This is a genomic window from Streptosporangium sp. NPDC002721 (assembly GCF_042888905.1).
Classification (GTDB): domain Bacteria; phylum Actinomycetota; class Actinomycetes; order Streptosporangiales; family Streptosporangiaceae; genus Streptosporangium.
This window is the reverse complement of sequence record NZ_JBIAQI010000002.1, coordinates 108,172-131,976: the sequence shown is the minus strand read 5'-3', so window position 1 is coordinate 131,976 and position 23,805 is coordinate 108,172. Positions and strand designations below refer to the sequence as shown.

20 protein-coding genes and 3 tRNA genes are annotated in these 23,805 nt (G+C 71.5%); 12 read left to right on the top strand and 11 right to left on the bottom strand.

Going from position 1 to position 23,805, the window contains the following annotated elements; genetic code table 11:
* The first annotated feature begins 253 nt into the window (after window positions 1-253).
* A complete protein-coding gene (locus ACFYWM_RS02820; RefSeq protein ID WP_389907742.1) occupies window positions 254-2,092 on the top strand; it encodes a tetratricopeptide repeat protein in 1,839 nt (612 codons plus the stop codon).
* Between the two features lie 280 nt (window positions 2,093-2,372).
* Here ACFYWM_RS02820 and ACFYWM_RS02815 read toward each other — a convergent pair whose 3' ends face one another.
* Window positions 2,373-3,374, bottom strand: a complete 1,002-nt coding sequence (locus ACFYWM_RS02815) for a phosphotransferase enzyme family protein (protein WP_389907740.1) — start codon at window positions 3,372-3,374, stop codon at window positions 2,373-2,375.
* 37 nt (window positions 3,375-3,411) lie between these two features.
* Window positions 3,412-4,308, bottom strand: coding sequence for a class I SAM-dependent DNA methyltransferase (locus ACFYWM_RS02810; RefSeq protein WP_389907738.1), 897 nt, complete (start codon window positions 4,306-4,308; stop codon window positions 3,412-3,414).
* Between the two features lie 280 nt (window positions 4,309-4,588).
* Between ACFYWM_RS02810 and ACFYWM_RS02805 the strand changes: the two genes are divergently transcribed.
* Together ACFYWM_RS02805 and ACFYWM_RS02800 are read left to right on the top strand one after the other, a co-directional pair.
* On the top strand, window positions 4,589-5,011 hold the full coding sequence (locus tag ACFYWM_RS02805; RefSeq protein WP_389907736.1) for a heme-binding protein: 423 nt from the start codon (window positions 4,589-4,591) through the stop codon (window positions 5,009-5,011).
* A 154-nt stretch (window positions 5,012-5,165) separates the two neighbouring features.
* A complete protein-coding gene (locus ACFYWM_RS02800; RefSeq protein WP_362872268.1) occupies window positions 5,166-5,309 on the top strand; it encodes a hypothetical protein in 144 nt (47 codons plus the stop codon).
* Window positions 5,310-5,409: 100 nt separating this feature from the next.
* Here ACFYWM_RS02800 and ACFYWM_RS02795 read toward each other — a convergent pair whose 3' ends face one another.
* From ACFYWM_RS02795 to ACFYWM_RS02785, 3 genes are all read right to left on the bottom strand, one after another.
* Window positions 5,410-6,306 carry a ribokinase gene (locus ACFYWM_RS02795; RefSeq protein WP_389907734.1) on the bottom strand — a complete coding sequence of 299 codons (897 nt, stop codon included), beginning with the start codon at window positions 6,304-6,306 and terminating at the stop codon, window positions 5,410-5,412.
* Window positions 6,307-6,441: 135 nt separating this feature from the next.
* Window positions 6,442-7,089, bottom strand: coding sequence for a response regulator (locus ACFYWM_RS02790; protein WP_389907732.1), 648 nt, complete (start codon window positions 7,087-7,089; stop codon window positions 6,442-6,444).
* Window positions 7,080-8,330 (bottom strand): sensor histidine kinase, encoded by a 1,251-nt coding sequence (locus tag ACFYWM_RS02785; RefSeq protein WP_389907730.1) that lies wholly within the window; start codon window positions 8,328-8,330, stop codon window positions 7,080-7,082. The genes ACFYWM_RS02790 and ACFYWM_RS02785 overlap by 10 nt, the downstream gene beginning before the upstream one ends.
* A 484-nt stretch (window positions 8,331-8,814) precedes the next feature.
* Between ACFYWM_RS02785 and ACFYWM_RS02780 the strand changes: the two genes are divergently transcribed.
* From ACFYWM_RS02780 to ACFYWM_RS02765, 4 genes are all read left to right on the top strand, one after another.
* Window positions 8,815-10,191, top strand: coding sequence for an acyltransferase (locus tag ACFYWM_RS02780; protein ID WP_389907728.1), 1,377 nt, complete (start codon window positions 8,815-8,817; stop codon window positions 10,189-10,191).
* A 92-nt stretch (window positions 10,192-10,283) separates the two neighbouring features.
* Window positions 10,284-11,024 carry an SDR family oxidoreductase gene (locus tag ACFYWM_RS02775; RefSeq protein ID WP_389907726.1) on the top strand — a complete coding sequence of 247 codons (741 nt, stop codon included), beginning with the start codon at window positions 10,284-10,286 and terminating at the stop codon, window positions 11,022-11,024.
* A gap of 127 nt (window positions 11,025-11,151) precedes the next feature.
* Window positions 11,152-13,644: a DEAD/DEAH box helicase gene (locus ACFYWM_RS02770; protein WP_389907724.1), complete on the top strand. Its 2,493-nt coding sequence runs from the start codon at window positions 11,152-11,154 to the stop codon at window positions 13,642-13,644.
* A gap of 61 nt (window positions 13,645-13,705) precedes the next feature.
* Complete coding sequence (locus ACFYWM_RS02765) at window positions 13,706-14,233, top strand: DUF2087 domain-containing protein (protein ID WP_389907722.1); 528 nt, start codon at window positions 13,706-13,708, stop codon at window positions 14,231-14,233.
* Here the strand turns inward: ACFYWM_RS02765 and ACFYWM_RS02760 are convergent.
* Window positions 14,191-14,733 (bottom strand): WYL domain-containing protein, encoded by a 543-nt coding sequence (locus ACFYWM_RS02760; RefSeq protein WP_389907720.1) that lies wholly within the window; start codon window positions 14,731-14,733, stop codon window positions 14,191-14,193. The two genes, ACFYWM_RS02765 and ACFYWM_RS02760, sit on opposite strands and share 43 nt — an antisense overlap.
* An 81-nt stretch (window positions 14,734-14,814) precedes the next feature.
* Between ACFYWM_RS02760 and ACFYWM_RS02755 the strand changes: the two genes are divergently transcribed.
* Window positions 14,815-16,041: a hypothetical protein gene (locus ACFYWM_RS02755; protein ID WP_389907718.1), complete on the top strand. Its 1,227-nt coding sequence runs from the start codon at window positions 14,815-14,817 to the stop codon at window positions 16,039-16,041.
* Between the two features lie 114 nt (window positions 16,042-16,155).
* Here the strand turns inward: ACFYWM_RS02755 and ACFYWM_RS02750 are convergent, their stop codons facing one another.
* The 4 genes from ACFYWM_RS02750 to dusB all read right to left on the bottom strand — a co-directional run bounded on the left by ACFYWM_RS02750 (window position 16,156) and on the right by dusB (window position 21,631).
* Entirely contained in the window at window positions 16,156-17,220 is a 1,065-nt protein-coding gene (locus tag ACFYWM_RS02750; RefSeq protein WP_389907716.1) for a sulfite oxidase, read from the bottom strand.
* Between the two features lie 89 nt (window positions 17,221-17,309).
* The gene (locus tag ACFYWM_RS02745) at window positions 17,310-18,281 is read right to left on the bottom strand and encodes a TAXI family TRAP transporter solute-binding subunit (protein WP_389907714.1); all 972 of its coding nucleotides are present in this window, start codon (window positions 18,279-18,281) and stop codon (window positions 17,310-17,312) included.
* The gene (locus tag ACFYWM_RS02740; protein ID WP_389907712.1) at window positions 18,278-20,239 is read right to left on the bottom strand and encodes a TRAP transporter permease; all 1,962 of its coding nucleotides are present in this window, start codon (window positions 20,237-20,239) and stop codon (window positions 18,278-18,280) included. The genes ACFYWM_RS02745 and ACFYWM_RS02740 overlap by 4 nt, the downstream gene beginning before the upstream one ends.
* Before the next feature lie 270 nt (window positions 20,240-20,509).
* Entirely contained in the window at window positions 20,510-21,631 is a 1,122-nt protein-coding gene (gene dusB / locus ACFYWM_RS02735) for a tRNA dihydrouridine synthase DusB (protein WP_389907710.1), read from the bottom strand.
* 91 nt (window positions 21,632-21,722) lie between these two features.
* Between dusB and ACFYWM_RS02730 the strand changes: the two genes are divergently transcribed.
* The 4 genes from ACFYWM_RS02730 to ACFYWM_RS02715 all read left to right on the top strand — a co-directional run bounded on the left by ACFYWM_RS02730 (window position 21,723) and on the right by ACFYWM_RS02715 (window position 22,776).
* Window positions 21,723-22,385 carry an amino acid-binding protein gene (locus tag ACFYWM_RS02730; RefSeq protein ID WP_389907708.1) on the top strand — a complete coding sequence of 221 codons (663 nt, stop codon included), beginning with the start codon at window positions 21,723-21,725 and terminating at the stop codon, window positions 22,383-22,385.
* Between the two features lie 130 nt (window positions 22,386-22,515).
* Window positions 22,516-22,587: transfer RNA gene (locus ACFYWM_RS02725), tRNA-Gly, on the top strand.
* Between the two features lie 25 nt (window positions 22,588-22,612).
* A tRNA-Cys gene (locus ACFYWM_RS02720) sits at window positions 22,613-22,683 on the top strand.
* Between the two features lie 18 nt (window positions 22,684-22,701).
* Window positions 22,702-22,776 (top strand) — tRNA-Val (locus ACFYWM_RS02715).
* A gap of 388 nt (window positions 22,777-23,164) precedes the next feature.
* Here ACFYWM_RS02715 and ACFYWM_RS02710 read toward each other — a convergent pair.
* Window positions 23,165-23,599, bottom strand: a complete 435-nt coding sequence (locus ACFYWM_RS02710; protein WP_389907706.1) for a hypothetical protein — start codon at window positions 23,597-23,599, stop codon at window positions 23,165-23,167.
* Window positions 23,600-23,805: the final 206 nt, after the last annotated feature.

Below are 23,805 nucleotides of genomic sequence, written 5' to 3'. Positions count from 1 at the left end.
GGCCACGATAAGAAATAGATCTTGTCAGTATGGGCGATTACTGCGAATACTGGCAATTTGTTGTTATTCGTGAGGAAGGCCGATAATGAAGCGCGTCATTGTTCACAAGCCTGGCACCATCGCACTCAGTGGCACCGCGAGCCCTAAGCACGTCGGCTGAGACGGAATCACAGATCCGGCGTCCAGTGATGGGCGCCGGGCCCCCGACATAGCCATATCATCAAATATCAGCTAATCGAGTTAAAGGAGTCCGGTGAGTCGGGGACCGTACGCGCAAGGCAACCCGTCTCCTCCCGCACCGCCGCCGCCCGTGGTGGACGCGGACCGGCGCCTGCGCGGGCCGTACACCGCCGGGGGCGCGATCCTCTCCGCCCTGCTGCCCGCCGCCCGTCCAGAGCTCGTCGCCCGCTACGACATCGAGCTACGCGCCGCGGCCCCTGACCTGCGCGATCTGATCCCGGCCCGGCGCCGTTCGGTGGCCGCGAGCCTGCCCGGCCCGGAACGGATCCTGGTGCACGCGCCGCGCCGCACGTTGCGCCTGGCTAACGGCCTGGCCGAGTTCGTCCGTGAGCACCTGTCCGAAACCGGCCCTCGCACGCTCGTCGTCGAGAACATCGGCCTGGCCGACCCCACCGACCTGGAGCTCCTGGCGGTGCTGCGGCGCCGCGTCCCCGGGGATCTGCTGACCGTGGAGACCCGCGAGCGCGGCGCGCCCGAGGAGCCGCTCGACGCGGAACGGCACGACGCCCTCGCCGACGAGCTGGAGCGGGAGGGGACGGTCGGCGCGCGGCTCGGCGCGATCCCGTACCACCGCGAGCGCGGCGGCGACCCGTCGAAGGCGGTGGAGGCGTTCCTGTTCGCGGTGCAGTGGTGCCTGGACGAGGGCTTCCACGACGCCGTGGTGGACCTCGGCGAGCGCGCCCTGCGCCTCGCCGACCCAGACGGCGATCCCGCGACCTGGTGGCGGCTCCTGCACAGCACCGCGACCGCGCTCGCCGCGCTGGGCCGCGAGGAGGAGTCGGAGGCGCTGTTCGACCTGGCCAGGCGCGAGAGCGTCTCCCCCTCCGTGCACGCCTCGGCCGCCTACGCCACCGGGATGCTGAAGGTGCGCCACCGTGACCGGGCCCGGCGCGACCCCGACGCCGCGCTGGCGCTGGTGAACCAGGCGATCGCCATCTCCTCGCTGCTGCCCGACCCGCGCGAGCGGGCGTTCAAGCTGGGGTTCGACCTCAACGGCCGGGCCCTGGTGGAGGTGCGGCGCGAGCGTCCGGCCAAGGCGCTGGAGCTGGTCGAGGAGGCCGTCGCCCTGGCCGATCGCGACCTGCGGCCCGGCGAGCACCCGATACACCGGCTGGTGCTGCTCGCCAACAGGGCGCAGCTCGCCGTGATGCTGGGCCGCCCCGAGAAGGCGCTGGAGGACCTGGACGCGGTGATCGCGGCCGACCCCGGCTACCCCGACTACTACATCGACCGGGGCAACCTGCTGCACCGGCTGGGCCGGATGGACGCGGCGGTCGCCGACTACGAGACGGCCATGCGGGTCGGCCCGCCCTTCCCCGAGCCCTACTACAACCGGGCCGAGATCCGCTTCTCCACGGGCGACCACCGGGGCGCGCTCACCGACCTGGACCACGCGCTGGAGCTGGACCCGGAGTTCGTGGACGGCCTGGCCAACCGGGCGGGGCTGCTGGCCGCGCTCGGCGATTACGCCGCGGCCAGGACGGACGCGGAGGCCGGGCTCGCGATCGATCCCGCCAACCCGTACCTGCTGTGCGCGCTGGGCCAGGTGGAGACCGCGGAGGGCCGGTACGGGCCGGCGCGCACCGCCTTCGACCGGGCCCTGCAGCTCGCGCCCTCGCTGGCGGCGGCCTGGGCGAACCGGGGTCTCCTGGCGTTCGAGACCGGCGACCCCGAGGGTGCCGTCGCGGACTTCACGCGGGCCCTCGACGCCGGGGACGACCCCGCCCTGCTGTTCAACCGGGCGATGGCGCTGCGCGCCGCCGGGCGTGACGGGGAGGCGGCCGCCGATCTCACCCGCGCGCTGGAGCTGGCCCCGGACGACGAGGACATCAGGCGCGAGCTGAAGTCCTGACCTCGCACGGCCTCGGGGCCGGGGCGCCGGAAAACATTCGGGATTCGGAGGGCCGCCGGGAAAAGCACGACCGGTAAGCCGTCGGTCCCGTCCGGAAAATCCCGTTGGCCGAATATCCGTTATGCACACGGCGATGCGAGCGACATCTCGCATTCACCCTTCCGTATCCCCGGGACCGGAGGCGGATAGGAGCGATTTCCCGATGCGCGGTCATCGTGCGCCAATACCGTGCCCGCGCGCGACGGACGGAGACGGGGACGGGGGGCGACGGCGCGTGAGGTCAGCGCGGTGAGCCGCCGAGGTAGCGTTCGGCCAGCTCGCAGGTGCCCTCGGTGTAGCCGGAGCCGAGTTCGGCGGCGATGTCGGCGCCGGTGTGGGTGCCGATCCAGGCGACCAGCAGCAGGCGGCGGAACATGACGAACGTCCAGATCTCGGCCTCGTCCTCGGCCGGGAGGTCCAGGACGGTCCGGTAGCCCCGCACCCACGCGTCGACCAGCTCGGGAACCTCCGGGCGGTGCTCGACGAAGCTGACCGCCGCGGCCAGGTCGTAGAGGTACCAGCCGAAACCGCAGTCGTCGAAGTCGATGACGCCGGGCGGGTCCTCACCCTCCACGAGCAGGTTGGCCGCGCGCAGGTCGGCGTGGATGAGACCGTATCGTTCCGGGCCGCGGCCGAAGCGGCGGAGCCGCTCGCGCAGCTCCTTGTCGAGCCGTCCCAGCACGGCCCGCGCCTCGGTGTCCACCCCCGGGCCGTCCTGCCAGCGGCCCCACCGCGACCCGGCGCCGAGAGCGGCCTCGTGGTCCCAGTGGAAGCGGGTGAACCCGCCGGGCCGCGACCACCCGCGCGCGTGCCGGTGCATCCGCGCCGTGAGGGCGCCGAGCCGTTCGAAGCCGGGCACCTGGTCGCCCTGGGACGGCTCGGCCCCGGGCAGGAACTCGAACATCACGCAGTCGCGCGGCTCGGGGCCGGGGACGGCCAGCACCCGGGAGCCGCCGGGAGCCGCGATCACCCGGGGGGTGCGGATCCCGGCCTGCTCGCGCAGCGCCTCCAGCCAGGCCAGCTCGGACAGGATCGCCGGGGTGGAGTGGTAGCCGAGCCGGTGCACCCGCAGGATGGACCGCGTCCCCGTGGCCGGGTCGTCCACCCGGTAGGTGGCGTTCTCGGACACGTTGACCAGGGTGACCTCGGCGTCGGTCAGGCCGTGGATCCGGGCCGCCTCGCGGGCCACGTCGTGCACGCGGGCCAGCACGTCGCCCCCGGCGGACAGGTCGTGGACCCGCATCGGTGGTTCCTCCAGATCAGTCGCGCGAGGCGCCAGATCATATCCGAGATCCCTCCGCGGGATCCGGCACCTCCCGACCGGCTTCGTGCCCGGCATGTTCCTGAGGCCCCGCTTCGAGCCGGACGTGGTCTTTCTCACGATCCGGGGCGGCAGCGGCGTCGGAGGTCTCCGGCCCGGGGAAGGTGATGCGGATCTTGGACTGCCGGTGCGGAAGCCGCTCCCAGTCGTCCATGAGGGCCGCCCGGAGCCCGTGCGCGGCGGCCAGGTCGATCAGGGTCTCGGCTCGGTAGTAGAAGTCCTCGCGCAGGACGTGGTGCTCCCTGCCCTCGGTGCGGTCGAAGGTGAAGTCGAACCAGCCTCCCGGTCTCACGATCCGGCCGACGTTCTGGAAGCACTCGTCGATCACGTGGAGCGGGGAGTGGGAGAAGACGCTGTGGGCGTGGACGACGTCGAAGGCCTGGTCGGGCAGGGCGGTGAAGCGCAGGTCCCTGACCGGCAGGAGGTGGGGGAACCTGTCGCGCAGGTCGTAGGAGACCAGGGTCTCCTGGGCGGCGATCAGGATGTCCGGGGAGATGTCGACGCCGTAGTAGTTCCCGGGGTCGAGGTAGCCGATGAACAGCCGCCCGGCCCGCAGGTTGCCGCAGCCGATCTCCAGCATGCGGTGCTCGGGCCTCAGCCCGTGCCGTACGAGATAGTCGAACTGCATCTTCCCCAGGGCGACCCAGCGCCGGTAGGACCTGCTGCCCACAGCCGCGTGGGGGCTGCGCGCGGTGTCGGACCTCATGACCGCCCGGTAGTAGGCGACGTGGTCACGGTTGCCCACGCGCAGCCACAGGTCCCTGGCCAGCCGCCTCAGGTGCCTGGGGACCCGCCCCGGATGGCCGAGGGCGTACCTGAGCTGGTGAACGACGCTCGCGCGGTTGTGCCTGTGCATGCCTCTCCCCACGTCGGGACGACACCTCGAAGGTCCCGCCAGTGACGAGATCGTAGCCGTAAGCATGCGGAACATCACTCTTGGTGAGCGACACCGGAATGTCGCCCCGCGGTGCCACTTACCTCGCGGGACGACGATCCCGGCCCGCGCCGGTCCTCCGAAGGGCCCGCGCGGGCGTCGCATCGTTATGACGTCTCACACCACCCGAACGGCGGCGCACGCGTCCCCGGTCCCCCGCGCCGAGGACCGTCGGAACGGCTTCGAGACGGTGAGGAGATCGGTGAACCTGGAACTCGCGCTGCGCATGTGTGAGGCCGCGGTGCGGCAGGCCACGCGGGAGGGCGCGCTCATCTCGGTCGCCGTGGTCGACGCGGGCGGGCACCTGATCGCGTTCCAGCGGATGGACGGCGCCCGGATCACCGGGCCCGTCCTGGCCCCCGGCAAGGCCTACACGGCGGTGGCCCACCGCATGCCCACCGCCGACCTCGCGGAGCTGGTCCTGCCCGGTGGCGAGCTGTACGGCCTGGCCGGTGACCGGTACGTGTGCCTCGGCGGCGGCGTCCCGCTCGGGGAGCCCGGTGACGGGCGCGGGACGGGCCGCGAGATGAGGGAGGTGGCGGGCGCGGTGGGGGTCAGCGGCGGCACCGTTTCCCAGGACGTCGCCTGCGCCGAGGCCGCCGCGGCCCTCTGGGAAAGCGCATAGTCGGATATATCGCCATAAAGAGGGGCGACAGAAAACATCCTCCCGATGAAACCCGATGAAACAGGGGTGCGGCGTGTTACCTCCGATGGTCGCGGGGCAGTGAGGGCTTGCCCCAGACGATGATCGTCTGGGGGTGACCCTTTGGAGGATTCTCGTGGACGTTCTCGTGCTTCTCGCGCTGGTCTGTTTCCTGGCCGCCACGATCTGGTCCGCCATCAGCCGGTCCTGGCCGATCGCGCTGCTCTCCGCCGGAGCCTTCCTGCTCACGCTGTCGGAGACGTCCCTGATCAACGGCTAGACGCTCCCCTCCCCCGGCGCGCCGACGCCCCCGGACGAGGGGCGTCGCGGCCGCCCGCGAGCGGACCCGTGAACCACCGGCGCGCCCGGGCGCGCCGAGGTCAGGCACCGGCTCCGGGAAGGCTCCGGTCGATCTCGGCCCGGGTGGGCATCGAGGTGCTGGCACCCGCGCGCTGGACGGACAGGCCCGCCGCCGCGGTGGCGAAGCGGACGGCCAGGTCGGCGGGCTGCCGCTCGACGCGGGCCGCGGCGAGGGCGCCCACGAAGGTGTCGCCCGCGGCCGTGGTGTCCACCACCGGCACCCTGGGCGCCTCGACGCGCACGACCGGTCCGTCGCCCGAGGCGGTGAGCGCGCCCCGCGACCCCAGAGTGATGATCACCCACTCGACCGTGCCCCTCAGCTCCGCCAGGGCGCGCTCGTGGTCGGCGTGACCGGTGATCGCGGCGGCCTCGTGCTCGTTGGCCACCAGGACGTCCACGGCCTCCAGCAGCTCGGCGGGGAGCGGCTGGACGGGCGCGGGGGTGAGGACCACGGTGGTCCCGGCCGCGCGGGCGGCCCTGGCCGCGGCGGTGACGGCCTCGATGGGGAGCTCCAGCTGGAGCAGGAGCACGTCGGACCGGGAGATGACCTCGATCTCGGCCTCGGAGGGGGCGGTCACCGTCCCGTTGGCGCCGGGGACCACGATGATCGAGTTGCCTCCCTCGCCGTCCACCACGATCTGGGCGATGCCGGAGGGGCCGGGAGCCGTGCGCAGGCGCGTCACGTCGACCCCCGCCCCGGCCAGGGTGCGCCGCAGCTCCGCGCCGAAGGCGTCGTCGCCCACGGCCCCGAGGAAGGCCACCTCGGCGCCCGCCCGCGCGGCGGCGATCGCCTGGTTGGCGCCCTTGCCGCCGGGGACCGTACCGAAGGCGCGGCCGGTCACGGTCTCGCCGAGCGCGGGGGCGACGTCGACGTAGGCCACGAGATCCATGTTGGCACTGCCGAAGACCGAGATCACTGTTCCTCCTCGCGGTCGGGAACGCGGGTGTGAGGGCGCGGGAACGCGGAAGCGTGGGCGTGGGAACGCGGGTGTGAGGGCGCGGGAACGTGGGTGTGAGGGCGTGGGAACGCGGAAGCGTGGGCGCGAGAACGGTCAGGAGCGCAAATAGGCCAGGACCGCGAGGACGCGCCGGTGCTGGTCGCCGTCCTCGGCGTACAGGCCGAGCTTGGCGAAGATGCTGCGGATGTGCTTCTCCACGGCCCCGTCGCTGACCACCAGCTGGCGGCCGATGGCCGGGTTGGACCTGCCCTCGGCCATCAGGCCGAGCACCTCACGCTCCCGCGGGGTGAGCTGGGCGAGGGGATCGTCGCGGCGGCGTCGCACCATCAGCTGTGCCACCACCTGGGGGTCGAAGACCGTGCCTCCGGCCGCGACCGTGCGCAGGCCCCCCATGAAGTCGTCCACGTCCACGACGCGGTCCTTGAGCAGGTACCCCACCGCGCCCCTGGCGTCGGCGAGCAGATCGTCGGCATAGGACACCTCCACGTACTGGGACAGGATCAGCACCGGCGTGCCGGGAACCCTCCGGCGCGCCTCCACCGCCGCCCGCAACCCCTCGTCGGTGAAGTTGGGCGGCATTCGCACGTCCACCACCGAGACGTCGGGACGGTGCTCGGCGACGGCCTCCACCAGCCCGTCGCCGTCGCCCACCGCCGCGACCACCTGGCAGCCGAACTCCTCCAGGAGCCTGATCAGGCCCTCCCTGATGAGCACCGCGTCATCGGCCACAACTACCCGCACGGAACCTCCGCCACTATGACCGTCGGCCCCCCGACGGGTGAGTCGACCGCCAGCTCGCCGTCGACCGCCTTCAGGCGGTCGCCGAGACCCGACAGGCCGTGTCCCTTGGCGACATGGGCGCCGCCGACCCCATCATCCCCGATCGTCAGCATGAGGAAGTCCCCCGTCCTGCTGAGCGTCACCGTGCAGATCGTGGCGTGGCTGTGCTTGGCGACGTTGGCGAGCGACTCGGCGACGACGAAGTAGACGGTGTTCTCCACGGCGGCGGCGAAGCGTCCCTCGACCTGGACGTCCAGCTCCACGGGGATGGTGCAGCGCCCGGCGAGGGCGGCGAGGGCGGGGGCCAGGCCGCGGTCGCTGAGGATCGGCGGGGCGATTCCGCGCGAGAGGGCGCGCAGCTCGTCCAGGGTCTCGCGGGTGGAGGTGATCGCCTGGCCGAGCATCTGCTCGACGCCCGCCGGGTCGCGCCTGAGCTGGCGCTGGGCCCGCGACAGGTCCATGGCCAGGGAGACCAGGCGCTGCTGCGGCCCGTCGTGGATGTCACGCTCCAACCGGCGCAGCGCGTTGGCCTCGGCCGACACCGCGGCGGCCCGGCCCTCGGCGAGGTCGTCGATGCGGTCGTGCAGCTCGGCGACCCCGGTCAGCATCGCCCTGCCTAGCCCGGCCTGGACGAGCGCGGCGCCCCGCACGATCACCGGGAGGGTGAGGGCGAACAGCACGCCGATGGTGGTGTTGATGATCACTTCGACCCACAGGCTGCCGCCCAGGCCGAGGAGCAGGCCGAGTCCCCCGTCGTTGCCGGGGATGGCGTAGACGATCCACCCGTAGAGCGGGTAGGTGAGGCCGGCGATCGACCCGACCCACCAGACCACCGCCAGCACGAAGGTGACGATGGAGATCGGGAAGGCCACGATGCCGTAGAGCAGGTCGAGCCACGACTGGCCGTTGGTGAACGGGTTGATCATCCTGCGGAACCATCCGGCGTTCTCCGGGGCGGGCCGGTACCTCGGCCGGGCGACGGGACGGCCGAGCACCTCCGGCAGCCAGCGCCGCTCGACGTCCGCGAACCCCCGGGCGACCAGGAGGGTCGTCGCGAGGATGGGCAGCCCCACGAACGCGACGGCCGCGCCGGCCCCCGCCGCGAAACCGGCCACCATCAGGACGAACCAGATGATGGACAGGGGGAAGCCCACGACCAGGTAGCGGGTGTCGGTGCCGATGCGGCTGAGGAGGGTTCTCATGCCGTCAACGCTACGAGGACCGGACCGGTCGATCGACCCTGTGTGCCCGCTTACGGGGGTGGGGTCAGCACTACCCGGAACGGTAAGGGGATCCGGCGAGAAGACTGCTGCGCGCGTCACTGCGCCGCCGTGCTCCCGGGAGGAGGCTTCTCCTGTCGCCGTTCCCGAGATCCTTCCTCCCCTTCGCGAGTCCTTTCGCGAGCCCCTTCGAGTCCCTCTGAGCCCCGCCACGAGCCCCCTTTCCGCGACCCTCGCCGAACCTCCCGAGCCCCTCCCAGATCTTCCCTCCCCTTCGCGAACCCTTTCGCGAGCCCCTTCGAGCCCCTTCGAGCCCCGCCGCGCCCCCTCCCCGAAACCCTCGCCGGACCTCCCGAGCCCCTCCCGAGATCCCTTCCTGAGAATCGAGCTCCCCTTGACCGCCGTGATCCCCGGCCCGGCAGCGACCCGGACAGCGACCCAGGCATCGCCCCCGACGATGACGGCGGTGACTCCACCGCTGCCCCTGACATCACCCCTGGCGACGATCCCGACCCCTCGTACGGCATCCCGCACGGCACCGGCGCCCGCCGGGCGTGACCCGTTCATCGACGTGCTCCGGGTGTTCGGCATGGTCCTGGTGGTGCTCCAGCACTGGAGCATGCCGCTGCTGTCCTTCGCCGACGGGCGGATCACCACCGGCAACGCGCTGGCCGCCGGGAACGGGTGGATGATCACGTGGATCAGCCAGGTGATGCCGCTGGTGTTCTTCGCGGGCGGCGCGGCCAACGCGATCAGCCGGCGGAACGCGGCGCGGCGCGGTGAGGCGACCCCCGCGTGGCTCGCCGGGCGCCTGCGCCGCCTGGCCTGGCCGGTGATCCCGCTGGCGGCGGTCTGGCTGCCCCTGCCCCATCTGCTCCTCGCGCTCGGCGTGCCGGAGCAGCCGGTCCTGACCGCCTCGCGGCTGGCCGGGCAGCTGCTCTGGTTCCTGGCGATCTATCTCGTCGCGGTGGCCGCGACCCCGCCGATGCTCAGACTCAACATGGTGTACGGCTGGCGGGTGCCCGCCGCCCTGGCGGCGGGGGCCGTGGCGGTGGACGTCCTGCGCTTCACCAGCGGCCTGGACGTCGCAGGCCTCCCCAACATCGTGCTGGTCTGGCTGGCGGTGCACCAGCTCGGCTTCCTGTACGCCGACGGCCGCCTGGGCCGCCCCTGGGTCCTGGCCCTGGGTGGGTACGGCCTGGGCGCGGCGCTGACGGCCTTCGGCCCCTACCCGCTCAGCATGATCGGGATGCCGGGGGCCGTCTCCAACATGGCGCCGCCCACGGTCGCGCTGCTCGCGGTCGGGGTGGGCCAGATCGGGCTGGCGCTCATGCTGCGCCGGTCGATCGTCTCCCTCGCGGGGTGGCCGGGGGTCTCGCGGGCGCTGGGCTGGGCCGGCGACCGGATGATGACCCTGTACCTGTGGCACATGAGCGCGCTGTTCGTCATCGTCTCGGTGGTCGTGGTGGGCCTGGGGATCTCCACCCCCGAGCCGGGCACCTCCGCCTGGCTGTCGGGCTGGCCGCACTGGCTGCTCATGCTCGCGCTGGCGATGTGGCCGCTGCTGCGGGGGTTCGCCCGGTTCGAGACACCTCCGGCGACCAGGCCGTACACCGGCGGGACGGTCAGAGTCCTGGTGGCGGCCGCGCTGGTGGGCCTGGGCCTGCTCACGCTCACGGTGGCCGGCTTCGTGCCGGGGACGGCTCCCCTGGTCGGGGCGGGCGCGATCGTGGCGGGCCTGGCACTCACCTGCTCCCGTCCCGCCTCCTCCACTTCCTCCGGCTCCTCTGGCTCGCGGCGGGACGAGCGCTCCGGAGGGCCCCGCGTCCCGTCCGCCCTGTGACGGATATCCGCCCTCGTTATGGACATGTGGACATTATGTTCATATTCGGGTATATGTACATACTGTACACAAGCTCGTAAGGGAGAAAGATCATGAGCAACGCACCGGCTCGCGTCGCCGTCGTCACCGGAGGTTCCCGAGGCATCGGCCGCCAGGTCGTGGAGCGGCTCGCCTCCGAGGGCTACGCCGTCGTGGTCAACTACGCGAGCAACGACACCGAGGGGCGGGCGGCGGCCAAGGAGGCCACCGCGGCCGGGGGCCAGGGCCTCGCCGTGCGGGCCGACGTCAGCGACCCCGCCGCGGTCTCCGCGCTCTTCGACACGGCCGAGGAGACCTTCGGCGGCGTCGACGTCGTCGTCAACGCCGCCGGGATCATGGGCCCGCCCGTCCCGCTCGTCGACCTCGACCTCGAGACGCTCGACCGCATCCTGAGCGTCAACGTACGAGGCACCTTCGCCGTCGCCCAGCAGGCCGCCAGGAGGCTGCGCCGGGGCGGCGCCCTGATCACCTTCTCCACCTCGGTCGTCGGGCTGGCCTTCCCCGGCTACGGCGCCTACGTCGCCTCCAAGAGCGCCGTCGAGGGCCTCACCCTCATCCTGGCCCGCGAGCTGCGCGGCAGGGACGTCACCGTCAACACCGTCGCCCCCGGACCCACCGCCACCGCGCTCTTCCTGGACGGCAAGGACGAGGAGACCGTCGCCAGGCTCGCCGCCCAGCCGCCGCTCGAACGGCTCGGGCAGCCCTCGGACATCGCCGAGGCCGTGGCGTTCCTCGCCGGTCCCGCCCGCTGGGTCAACGGGCAGGTACTTCGCGTCAACGGCGGAATCATCTGATTTGATCAGCATTTATGCCGAAAAAAGCAGCCATAACTACACAAAGTCACGCAGTTTACCGGGAATGTAAGGTGATCCACGACCTCCTCCGGTCCGACCACCTCAAGTTCTTCGGCAGTATTGAACCGTGAGCCTCGTAGACCGCCTGCCAGAAGAGATCGACGCCGACCCCGATTCCATCTTCGACGCCTTCGTCGAATGGAACTCCGAGCGGGGACTGACCCTCTACCCGGCGCAGGAGGAGGCTCTCATCGAGGTGGTGTCGGGAAACAACCTGATCCTGGCCACCCCGACCGGCTCGGGCAAGAGCCTGGTCGCCGCCGGAGCCCACTTCACCGCGCTGACCAGGGACGTCCGCACCTTCTACACCGCGCCGATCAAGGCCCTGGTGTCGGAGAAGTTCTTCGACCTGTGCGCGGTGTTCGGCACCGAGAACGTCGGGATGATGACCGGCGACGCGAGCGTGAACCCCGGGGCGCCGATCATCTGCTGCACCGCGGAGATCCTCGCCAACGTCGCGCTGCGCGACGGCGCCGCCGCCGACATCGGCCAGGTGGTGATGGACGAGTTCCACTTCTACTCCGAGCCCGACCGCGGCTGGGCCTGGCAGGTGCCGCTCCTGGAGCTGCCGAACGTCCAGTTCATCCTGATGTCGGCGACCCTGGGAGACGTCACCAGGTTCGAGGAGGACCTCACCCGTCGCACCGGCAGGCCCACCGCGGTGGTGAAGAACGCCGAGCGCCCGGTCCCGCTCGTCTACTCCTACCGGCTCACCCCCCTCCACGAGACGCTGGAGGAGATGCTCACCACCAACCAGTACCCCGTCTACGTCGTCCACTTCACCCAGGCCTCGGCCATGGAGCGGGCGCAGGCGCTGATGAGCATCAACATGTCGACCAAGGCCGAGAAGGAGGCGATCGCCTCCATGATCGGCCACTTCCGGTTCACCACCCGGTTCGGCAAGGCGCTCTCCCGCCTGGTGCGCCACGGCATCGGCGTGCACCACGCCGGGATGCTCCCGAAGTACCGCCGCCTGGTGGAACGCCTCGCCCAGGCGGGCCTGCTGAAGGTCATCTGCGGCACCGACACCCTCGGCGTCGGCGTCAACGTCCCGATCAGGACCGTGCTGTTCACCGCGCTGTCGAAGTACGACGGCAACAAGGTGCGGCGGCTGCGCGCCCGCGAGTTCCACCAGATCGCCGGACGGGCCGGCCGCGCCGGGTTCGACACCATCGGCTACGTCGTCTGCCAGGCCCCCGACCACGTCGTGGAGAACGAGAAAGCCCTCGCCAAGATCGGCGACGACCCCAAGCGGCGGCGTGGCTTCGCCCGCAAGAAGCCGCCGGAGGGCTTCGTCGGCTGGAGCGAGGAGACCTTCGAGAAGCTGCAGACCGCCGAGCCGGAGCCGCTGAACTCCCGGTTCAAGGTCAGCAACGCCATGCTCCTGGCGGTGATCAACCGTCCCGGCGACTGCTACGCGGCGATGCGCCACCTGCTCACCGACAACCACGAGGACCGCAAGTGGCAGCGGCGGCACATCGGCCAGGCCATCGCGATCTACCGGTCGCTGCTGGCCGGGGGCGTGGTGGAGAAGCTGAGCGAGCCCGACGACCACGGCCGGATGGCCCGCCTCACCGTCGACCTGCAGGAGGACTTCGCGCTGAACCAGGCGCTGTCCACCTTCGCGCTGGCCACCCTCGAACTCCTCGACATGGAGTCGCCCAACTACGCCCTGGACATGGTCTCGATCATCGAGTCCATCCTCGACGACCCCCGCCAGATCCTGTCGGCGCAGCTCAAGAAGGCGCGCGGCGAGGCGGTGGCGCTGATGAAGGCCGACGGCATCGAGTACGAGGAGCGGATGGAGCTCCTCAACGAGATCACGTACCCCATGCCGCTGGCCGACATGCTGCTGGGCGCGTACGAGACCTACCGGCGCGGCCACCCCTGGGTGGGCGACTACACCGTCAGCCCCAAGAGCGTCATCCGCGACATGTACGAGCGGGCGATGACCTTCGCCGACTACGTGCAGTTCTACGAGCTGACCCGCTCCGAGGGCACCGTGCTGCGCTATCTCGCCGACGCCTACCGCACGCTGTCGCGGACCATTCCCGAGCACCTCAAGACCGAGGACCTGGTCGACCTCATCGAGTGGCTCGGCGAGCTGGTCCGCCAGGTCGACTCCAGCCTCCTGGACGAGTGGGAGCAGCTGCAGAACCCGACCGGGGAGGTGGAGGCGCCCTCGCTGGAGGAGAACACCAGGCCGGTCACCGCCAACACCCGCGCGTTCCGCGTGCTGGTCCGCAACGCGATGTTCCGCCTGATCGAGCTGGCCTCGGTGGAGAACGAGCAGGAGCTGGAGCAGCTCGCCCCCGACGTCGACTGGGGCGCCGCGCTCGACGCCTACTACGACGACCACGAGGAGATCGGCACCGGCCCGGACGCCCGGGGCCCCGGCCTGCTGCGCATCGAGGAGGAGAAGGAGTTCTGGCGGGTCCGCCAGGTCGTCTCCGACCCGGCGGGCGACGGCGACTGGGGCATCGACGCCCAGGTCGACCTGGCCGCCTCCGACGAGGAGGGCCGCGCGGTGGTCCACGTCATCGGCCTGAACCGCCTCTGACACCCTTCGCCCCCCGCTCCCGGGCGCGGAAACGCCGGACGGGACCGGCGAGAATGGCGAGATGAGCGACGACGCGATCAGGCAGGTGCTGGGCCTGCTGTACCAGGAAGACACGTTGAAGGTGCTCGCCGCCCTGGCGCTGGGCGGCAAGCCGGAGGAGGCGTCCGGCCTCGACAGGGAGGCGGTCAGGCGCGCGCTGGACCGCCTGGAACGCGGCGGCCTGGCCGTACGGGGAGAGGGCGGCGAGTGGGGGGTGCGGCGCGAGCGCTTCCGCGAGCTGCTGCACGCCACGGCGAGGCCCGCCGCCCCGGTCTCCCCCGAGGAGAGGGTGCTGCAGTCCTTCCTCGTCGAGGGGCGGCTGCGGGCGATCCCCAGCAAGCGCGACAAGCAGCTGGTGGTGCTCGACTACGTGGTCCAGGTCTTCGAGCCGGGGGTCCGCTACTCCGAGAAGGAGGTCAACGTCGCGCTGCGCGCCTTCCACGACGACTACGCGGCGCTGCGCCGCTATCTGGTCGACGAGGCCATGCTCAGCAGGGAGAACAACGTCTACTGGCGCAGCGGCGGCTCCGTCGAGTCCGCCGAGGCTTGAAGCCGGGCGGCCAGCGTCCGGATGTGGTCGATCAGCTCGGGCGGCTCCCGTACGGTGAAGTCCAGGCCGAGCTGCCCGACGGTGAGCGCCAGCCACTCCAGCGAGTCACCGCCGGTGCGCAGCAGGCAGCTGCGCTCGTCCAGCTCCTCCAGCACCCAGTCGGGCCCCGAGAAGCGCCCGGCGACCACGGCCAGGGGCGCGTGCACGACGACCACCGCCCGGTGGCCGCTGACGGGCGCGGCGATCGACTCCTCGACGTAGCCGGGGGGCGGCTCGCGCGGCGGGAAGCGCACGCCGGTGCCCAGCGGGGCGCTGAGCCGGTCCACCCGGTAGGTCCGCCAGTCCTCCCTGCCGGTGTCCCACGCCACGAGGTACCAGCGCCGCCCGGTGGAGGCGAGCCGGTACGGATCGGCGACCCGGCCGCTCTCCCGCCCGTCGCGGTCGCGGTAGCCGAAGCGGATCCGCTCGCGGTCCCGGCGATCCTGGACCGGCTGCGGCACCTGGTCTCCATCGGTCTCGGCCACCTCAGCCTGGACCGGCCGACGCCCAGCCTCTCCGGCGGGGAGTCACAGCGGATCAAGATGGTCAGGCACCTGGGCAGCAGCCTCACCGACATGACCTACATCTTCGACGAGCCGACCATCGGGCTGCACCCGCGCGACGTGACGCGCATGAACGACCTGCTGCGCGAGCTGCGGGACAAGGGCAACACCGTGCTCGTCGTCGAGCACGACCGCGACGTCATCGAGATCGCCGACCACGTGGTGGACCTCGGGCCGCGCGCCGGGACGAACGGCGGCGAGATCGTCTACGAGGGCGGTGTGGAGGGCCTGCGGAGGGCCCGTACCCTCACCGGGCGGCACCTGCGCCGCAACCCGCCGCTCAAGGCGTCGTTCAGGGAGCCGACCGGCGCGCTCACCGTCACCGGCGCCACCGCGCGCAACCTCAGGAACGTCACGGTGTCCTTCCCCACCGGGGTGCTCACCGCGGTCACCGGCGTCGCGGGGGCGGGCAAGAGCACCCTGGTCAACGAGGTGTTCCTCGCCCGGCACCCGGGGACGGTGATGATCGACCAGGCGGCGGCCGGCACCTCGGCCCGGTCCAACCCGGCCACCTACACCGGGCTGATGGACGAGATCCGCGCCCTCTTCGCCGCCGCGGGCGGGGTGAGCCCCGCGCTGTTCAGCTTCAACTCCCAGGGCGCCTGCCCGGAGTGCCAGGGCCTCGGGGTCATCCACACCGACCTGGCGTTCATGGACGGGATCACGTCCGTGTGCGAGGTGTGCCGGGGACGGCGGTTCCGGCCCGAGGTCCTGCGGCACACGCTGCGCGGCAGGTCCGTCTCCGACGTGCTGGAGATGACGGTCGACGAGGCCGCGGAGTTCTTCACCGAGCCGGGACCGCTGCGCACGCTGGGCACGCTGAGGGAGGTCGGCCTCGGCTACCTCGGCCTCGGCCAGCCGCTCGGCAGCCTGTCGGGGGGCGAGTGCCAGCGGATCAAGCTGGCGGGGGAACTCCACAAGAAGGGCAGCGTCTACGTGATGGACGAGCCGACGACCGGGCTGCACATGTCGGACGTCGAGCACCTGATCGGGATCATGGACAGCCTGGTGGACGGCGGCAACACGGTCATCGTCATCGAGCACAACCTCGACGTGATCAAGAACGCCGACTGGGTCGTCGACCTCGGCCCCGACGGCGGCGACCGGGGCGGCACCGTGATCTTCGAGGGCACGCCGCTGCGCCTCCTCGACGAGCGGGACTCCTTCACCGCCGAACACCTCCGCCGCGACCTGGCCCGCGCGTAGCGGAACCGCGGCGGGCCGGTGACGGATCCGGCCGTGACAGATCCGCAGTGGGCCCGCGACAGGACCCACCGGCAGAACCGACCTCGGCGGCGCGCCTCTTGGGTCAGCGTCCCCTCAAGGAGCGCAGACGACGCGGACGCGAGACCACGACGTGTTGGCGTACCCCTTGGGATTCCACACGTCCCGGGCCGATTCCGGCTGGGTGGCCCCGCAGCTGTCCCAGGCGCGGGCGGCGATCACGGTCTCGCCCTCCCCCAGCTCGACGGTGGTGTGCCAGTGCCGCCACGCCCAGGGGCCCGCCTGCTCGCCGAGATCCGCCTGGACCCAGCTGTCGCCACCGTCGAGGGAGACGTCGACACGGGCGACGGTGCGGCCGTCCCCGGCGTAGGCGTAGCCGGTGATCCGCGTGAGACCCGGCCGGAGGCGGTCGCCGTCGCCGGGGCTCAGGATCGCGGTGTTGAGGACGACGGGTCCCAGCGAGATGCCGTCACCGGGCCCCGCCTTGGCGGGGTCGGCCTCGGGCGGCAGGAGGCGGTAGGCGGTGGCCTGGAAGTAGTTGTCCGACGGTTCCTCCTGGGCGGTGACCCGCTGGAGCCACTTCACGCTGCGGGCGCCGATCCAGCCGGGGACGACGACGCGGAGCGGGGCGCCGTGGGCCGGAGGCAGCGGCCGGTCGTTCATGGCCCAGGCCAGCAGGACGTCACCGCCGACGGCCTTGGCCACGGGTATCGAGCCGCCGTAGGGCTGGGCCGGATCGGCGAGCCGGGAGACGTCGGGGGCGGCGAAGGCGATGTGCGCCGCCTCGGGGAGCAGCCCGGCGCGGGCGAGGACCTCGGCCAGGCCGACACCGCTCCAGCGGGCGGTGGAGGTGGCGCCGGCCCCCCAGGGATCCTCGCCGGGAATGTCGCGCACCTCGACCAGACCGGCCCGGCGGTTGCCCGCGCACTGCAGGGTCGCCACCAGGCTGATCTCGGGAAATCCGGAGCGCAGGTCCTCCAGGGAGAGCGTCAGCGGGCGCTCGACCAGGCCGTCCACGGTGAGACGCCAGGACTCCGGGTCCAGGTCGGGGACGGGACCGTGGTTGCGGCTGTAGAAGGTGTCGAGCGGGGTGAGGATCTGATCGGCCAGGGCACCCGGCGGAGCCTCGGCGTTGTACGGCTCGGTCCCGTGGACCACCATGTCATCTCTTTTGCCCCATGCGTTCACAGGGTTCGGAGTACCCGGGGACGGGGGCTCGACACGGCCCCCGTCCGGGACATTCGCGCCGATCAGCCGTAGTACTTCTTCGCGCCGTCGTGCAGGGGCACCGGGTCGGTCTTCTGGGCGTTGTCGCGGGTGATGTCCTTGGCCGCGGGGTGGACCTTCTCCAGGTCCGCCTTGCGGTCGAAGAGCAGCTTCGTCAGGCTCCCGGCCAGGACGGGGTCCATCTTCTCGTTCACCACGAGCAGGTTGGGCACCGAGATCGTGGACACGTCGGCCGGGATCTCGTAGACGTCCTTGGCGATCGTCCCCGCGGCGTACACCTGGCCGTGCTCGGCCCGCATCGCGGGCAGCACCCCGTCCAGGGGGACGAAGGTGACCTCGTCCTTGAGCGAGGTCAGCAGGTCGGTGAGGCCCGGCGTGGGCAGACCGCCCGACCAGACCAGGGCGTCGAGGTCGCCGTCCTTGACGGCCTGCACGCTCTCGGGCAGGCCCAGCGACTGGCGGGTGACGTCCTTCTCCGGGTCGAGACCGGCGGCCTTCAGCAGGCGCAGCGCGATCACCTCGGTGCCGGAGTTGGGCGAGCCGGTGGAGACCCGCTTGCCCTTGAGGTCGGCGACGGACCTCACCCTGGAGTCGGTGGTGGCGACCACCTGGGTGTAGTTGTCGTACAGGCGGGCGACGGCGCGGATCGGCTGGGGCGCGGTGAAGGCGCCCTTGCCCGCGACGGCGTCGGCGGCGGAGTCGGCGAGGGTGAAGGCGATGTCGGAGTCGCCCCTGACGACCCGCTGGATGTTCTCCACCGAGGCGCCGGTCGCCTCGGCCGTCGCCTGGTAGCCGGGGAGGTTCTTGCCGATCTGGTCGGCCAGCCCCCCGCCGAGGACGTAGTAGACGCCGGTGGTGTTGCCGGTGGCGATCGACAGCCGCTTGCCCGCGGCGGCGCTCTGGCCCTCACCGCGCTCGGCCGACCGGTCGCCGCCGCAACCGGTGAGGAACAGGGCCCCCGCCGCCAGCAGGACGGCCACACGTTTGACGGTCAATGCACTGCCTCTCTTTTACGCATCACCAGATGGAGGGAGACGGCCACGATCAGGAGACCCGCCCCGGCCAGAGCGGGCACGGGCGACAGGAACAGCAGCAGCACCGCGGCCACCGCGCACAGCGCCCGCTCGACGGGACCGGCCGGGCCGAGCAGCCGCCCGCCGGTCGCGGCGGCCAGCGCGGCGACCGCGAGCGCCGAGACGCCGGTGGCCGCCAGGATCTCCCCGATCGTGCCCTGGGCGAGCAGCCCGGCCCCGCCGGGGGTGAGCACGAACGCGAACGGCACCAGGAACGCGGGCAGAGTGTACTTCCAGGCCGCCATCATGGTCCGGTAGGCGTTGCCGCCGGTGATGGCCGACGCCGAGAAGGCCGACAGCGCCGTGGGCGGGCTCACCTCCGACAGCACGGCGTAGTAGAAGATGAACATGTACGCCTCGGCCGGGCTGACACCGAGATCCGTCAGCGCGGGCCTGATGATGACCGCCGCGATGACGAACGACGCGGTCACCGGCACGGCGAGGCCGAGCACGAGCACCGCGACCGCGCACAGCAGCGCGGTGACGGCGAGAATCCCTCCCGAGGCCCCGACGATCAGCGAGCTCGCCTTGAGGCCCAGGCCGGTGAGCGTGACGACGGCGACGATGAGCCCGGCGGCGGCGCAGGTCGCCGCGACCGGCAGCACCCCGGTCGTCCCCGCCGCCAGGGCCCTCGCCGCCCTGCGCGGGGTGAGGGCGTGCTCCCTGTCGAGGAAGGAGAGCGCGACGGCCAGCAGCGTGGCGTACACCACCGCGCGGAACGGCGACTGGCCCAGCGCCATCAGGACGACGATCACGAAGAGCGAGCTGAAGTGGTAGCCGAACCGCCTCACCAGCGGCCAGAACCTCGGCGCGTCCACCTCGACCGCCCGCGTCCCGTACTTACGGGCGTCGATCTCGATGGCGAGGAAGATGCCCAGGTAGTACAGGACCGTGGGGATGGTGGCGTAGAGCAGCACCGTGAGGTAGCTGACCTGCATGTACTCGGCGATGATGAACGCCGCCGCGCCGAGCGTGGGAGGCGACAGGATCGCCCCGATGCCCGCCGCGGCGAGCACTCCCCCGCCCTGCTCGGGCGGGTATCCCGCCCTGCGCAGGATCGGCCAGGCGACGCTGCCCACGCTCACCGTCGTCGCGACGCCCGAGCCGCTCACCGTACCGAGCAGGAACCCGGCGAGGGTGACCGTGCGGCCCGGCGCGGAGCGCGAGCGGCGGAACGCGGCCAGCGAGACGTCCACGAAGAACTTCCCCGCCCCCGAGTGGTCGAGGACCGCGCCGTAGACGGTGAACAGGATGATGTACGTGGCCGCCACGTCGAGCGGCACCCCGTACACGCCGTCGGTGCCCATAACGAACGAGACGACGATCCGGTCGATGTCGTAGCCGCGGTGCCCGATGCCCCAGTCGAAGGGCAGGTAGCCGCCGTAGTAGGCGTAGAGGACGAACGCGACGCAGACCGCGGGCAGGATCCACCCGACGGTGCGGCGGCAGGCCTCCAGGGTCAGCAGCACGATGACCGCCCCGGCCGCCACGTCGAGGGCCGTCGGCTCGAAGGCGCGCCGGATGAAGTCGTCGAAGACCGTCAGCGGGTAGAGGCAGGCCGCGAGCGCCACCAGGGCCAGCGCCCAGTCCACGATCCCCGGCCGGTCGGCGCCCCGCCGCCCCGGCTTGTAGCAGACGAAGACGAGCGGCAGCACGACCGCGAGGAAGAGCATCCGGTACGGGAGCACGGCGCCCGGCCGGAAGGCCCGGTACAGGACGTACAGCGACAACCCGAGCGCGACCACCGTGACGGCCCCGGCCACCCACCCCGACAGCCGCCGGGCGGGCCGCTCCGCGTCGAACTCCGCTATCAGCTCGTCCGCCGACGCGGCGCCCGCTGTCGTACCGCTCGCCGATCCCGCCGATGTGGTGCCTGTCAAACCGCCGTCTCCACGTGTGAGCCGCGACCTTTGACCGAGCATTACATAGATCATTGACGCCAGCCCGTCAGGGCGCGGTCACATTCGCGTCACACCTGCCGTACGGGAGGTGCCGCGCCGCACAGAACGCACAAAGAGGGCGAAAGGTCCGGAGTTCCGGAGGGGGGACCGAAAACCGGAACTGCCGGAGCGGCCCGGAGCGGCCCGGAGCGGAGTACCGACGCGGGAGGGCCCGGTCGCGGAGGTGGGGAGCCGGTGGCCGCGGGGACGTCAGCCGCCCGAGGTGTCGTTCTCGGCGTCCGCGCTGGGGACCGCGAGGTCGTAGGGGTCGTCCAGCCATCCGGCGGGCAGGTGGACGCGGTCGCGCGGGTTGGTCTTGCCCCGGGGGGTGTCGACGCCGTCGGGCCAGGGCTGGGCGGGATCGAGCTCGGCGAGGCCCTCCCGCAGGCCGGACAGGCTCTCCGCGGTGGCCAGGCGGCGGCGGAGCTCGGCGCCGACGGTGAAGCTCTTGAGGTACCAGCCGACGTGCTTGCGGAAGTCGACGACGGCGTGCCGCTCACTCTCGAAGCACTCGGCCATCAGGGTGGCGTGCCGGTCCATGGTCGCGGCGACCTCGCCCAGCAGGGGGCGGCTCCGCTCGTCGCCGCCCTCGCACATGGCCGCGAGGTCCGCGAACAGCCACGGGCGCCCCAGGCAGCCCCGGCCCACGACGACCCCGTCGCACCCGGTCTCGTCCATCATCCGGCGGGCGTCGGCGGCGCTCCAGATGTCGCCGTTCCCGAGGACCGGGATCTCCGTGACGCTCTCCTTGAGCCGCGCGATCGCCTCCCAGTCGGCGGTGCCGCCGTAGTGCTGGATCGCGGTGCGGCCGTGCAGCGCGATCGCCGAGACGCCCTCCTCGACCGCGATCCGCCCGGCGTCCAGGTAGGTCAGGTGGTCGTCGTCGATGCCCTTGCGCATCTTCACGGTCACCGGCAGCGTCCCCGCGTTGCGCACGGCCTCGCGCAGGATCGCCCGGAACAGGTTCCGCTTGTACGGAAGCGCGGAGCCGCCGCCCTTGCGGGTCACCTTGGGCACCGGGCAGCCGAAGTTGAGGTCGACGTGGTCGGCCAGGTCCTCCTCCGCGATCATGCGGACGGCCCTGCCCACGGTCACCGGGTCGATCCCGTACAGCTGGATGCTGCGGGGGTTCTCCTCGGGCTCGAACCGGATCATCTTGAAGGTCTTGGGGTTGCGCTCGACCAGCGCCCGCGTCGTGATCATCTCGCAGACGAACAACCCGCCGCCCTGCTCCCGGCACAGCGTGCGGAACGGCGCGTTGGTGATCCCGGCCATCGGGGCGAGGACGACCGGCGGCCATACCTCCAGTGATCCCAGCTTCAACGACTCCACCTGGCTTTTCTACCGCACCGCGACGAGCGGGACGAATCCCCGCTGGATATGGTGTCCTTGGTGTAGATCGATGTGACACGGGAGGCCGCGGATGCTACTGCGACTGCGGATCGCGCTGCCCGACCAGCCGGGCTCCCTGGGGAAGGTCACCCGTGTCCTCGGCGTCGCGGGCGCGGACATCACCCAGGTGGTCGTCCTCGACCGGGGCGAGGGCCGGGCCCTGGACGACATCACCGTCTACTGGCCCGACTCCGCCCCCAGGGAGAGCCTGGTCGAGGGGCTGGAGGGCATCCCGGGGGTGGAGATAGAGGGCGTCTGGAGCACGCGCGAGGCTCCGGGCACCTACCCGGAGCTGGAGATCCTCAAATACATCACCACCGCCGGCGACCGCGCCCTGGCCACCATGATCGACTCCATGCCCGTGCTGTTCAGCGCCGACTGGGCGGCCGCGGCGACCGAGAAGAGCCCCCGCGCGATCGTCCACTCCAGCTGGCGCGCCCCCGAGCAGGTGCCCTTCCCCGACGAGACGCCCGCCCGCCCGGCGGCCTTCACCCTCGGTTCCGGCCTGCACGTGATCGCCGCCCCGCTGCCCCCGCTCGCCCTCACCTTCCTGCTGGCCCGCGCCGACGGCCCCGCCTTCCACCGCATCGAGGTGCACCGCCTCACCCGCATCCTGGAGATCTTCCTCACCCTGCCCGCCGTGGAGCGCGTCGTCACCCGCCAGCTGCGCCGCCCGCCCGAGCAGGACGGCTGAACGATCACCCGACCGGGCGGGTTCGCCCGACGGGCAGGGGGCCGGGGGCTGAACGCGCGGTTACGCAACCATCGGGAAAACCCGCTAGAGTTCTCTCGTCGCCACCGGGTGAGAAACCCGGAGGAAACACGCGGAAGTGGCTCAGTGGTAGAGCATCACCTTGCCAAGGTGAGGGTCGCGGGTTCGAATCCCGTCTTCCGCTCGAAGGGTCTTCGGGCTCTCACTCCGGTGGAGTGGCCGAGAGGCGAGGCAACGGCCTGCAAAGCCGTCTACACGGGTTCAAATCCCGTCTCCACCTCTGGTCATTTTCCCATGCGGACGATTAGCTCAGCGGGAGAGCGCTTCCCTGACACGGAAGAGGTCACAGGTTCAATCCCTGTATCGTCCACCAGACAGTCGCAGTCGAAACAGGGTCCCGGAGATTCTCCGGGACCCTTTTCGAGCTTTGAGGGTCACGGGGAGCCGATACGGGAGCCGCTTCGAAACTCCCGCGGAATGCGACCGGTGGTTGAGGCGGGGCCGGCAGGGCAGGCTCTGCTGTCGCCCGGGTGAGCGGAATCCAGTCCCCGCCGGGCTGTCGGCCCGCCGCCCGCGATCGTCGCGGCCGGTTCGGCGCCCGGAGAGCGGGACGCGCTCGGGCGCCGAACACATGGCCGCCTGCCGGGAGACGAACAACCTCGTGTCCCGGCAGGCGCGGACCGAACTCAGCCTGCCGCGAGAGGGCCGACGCCGGCGACCTGGGCCGGCAAGGCGGAACCCGGCCTGACGACCCCGGTGTCTCAGCGGTAGAAGCAGGCCGGGGTGTTCGACGTCAGCTCACAGGTTCGATTGTCTCCGTCCGAAATCTTGTACCAGCGGAAGGCCGGCACGGTCTGGTAGGTCCCGTTGAGGTTGTAGATCCGGTAAGACGATTCGACCATCAGAGCGTCGGTGTCCCAGTTCGTGCCGTTGATCTGATCGTCGGCCCGGCCGCTCGGCAGCCAGTAGGTGCGGCAGGTGTAGGTGGTGCCATTGGTGGCCAGGCACTTCTCCGACCGGTTCGGCCCCGAGAACGTCGCGACCTTCACGGTGTAGGCCGAGGAAAGCCTGTTGGTGACATCCCCGTCAAAGGCGCCGGCGGAGGCGGCTTGCGCGGGTGCCACCACCGACGTCGTGAGGGCCGTCCCCAGAGCGAGGGCCAGGACCAGGCTCGGCCGTCGACGCATCCGTGTCATTGATCGATCTCCTTCGAGCGGTAGGACTGTTGTCGTGCGGGACCTCGGTAACGATCGCCGCTCAGCCGGGATCTTGGGAACCTGTAAGGTTCCAGGGTGCCGCCAGGCCCCGAGGAGACCCGAGATCGGTACGCGCGTCCCGGTGGCGCCGACGGATCCCGCGCCCGCGTTCTCGGCAAGGACGTTCCTCACCGTTTCCCGCACCG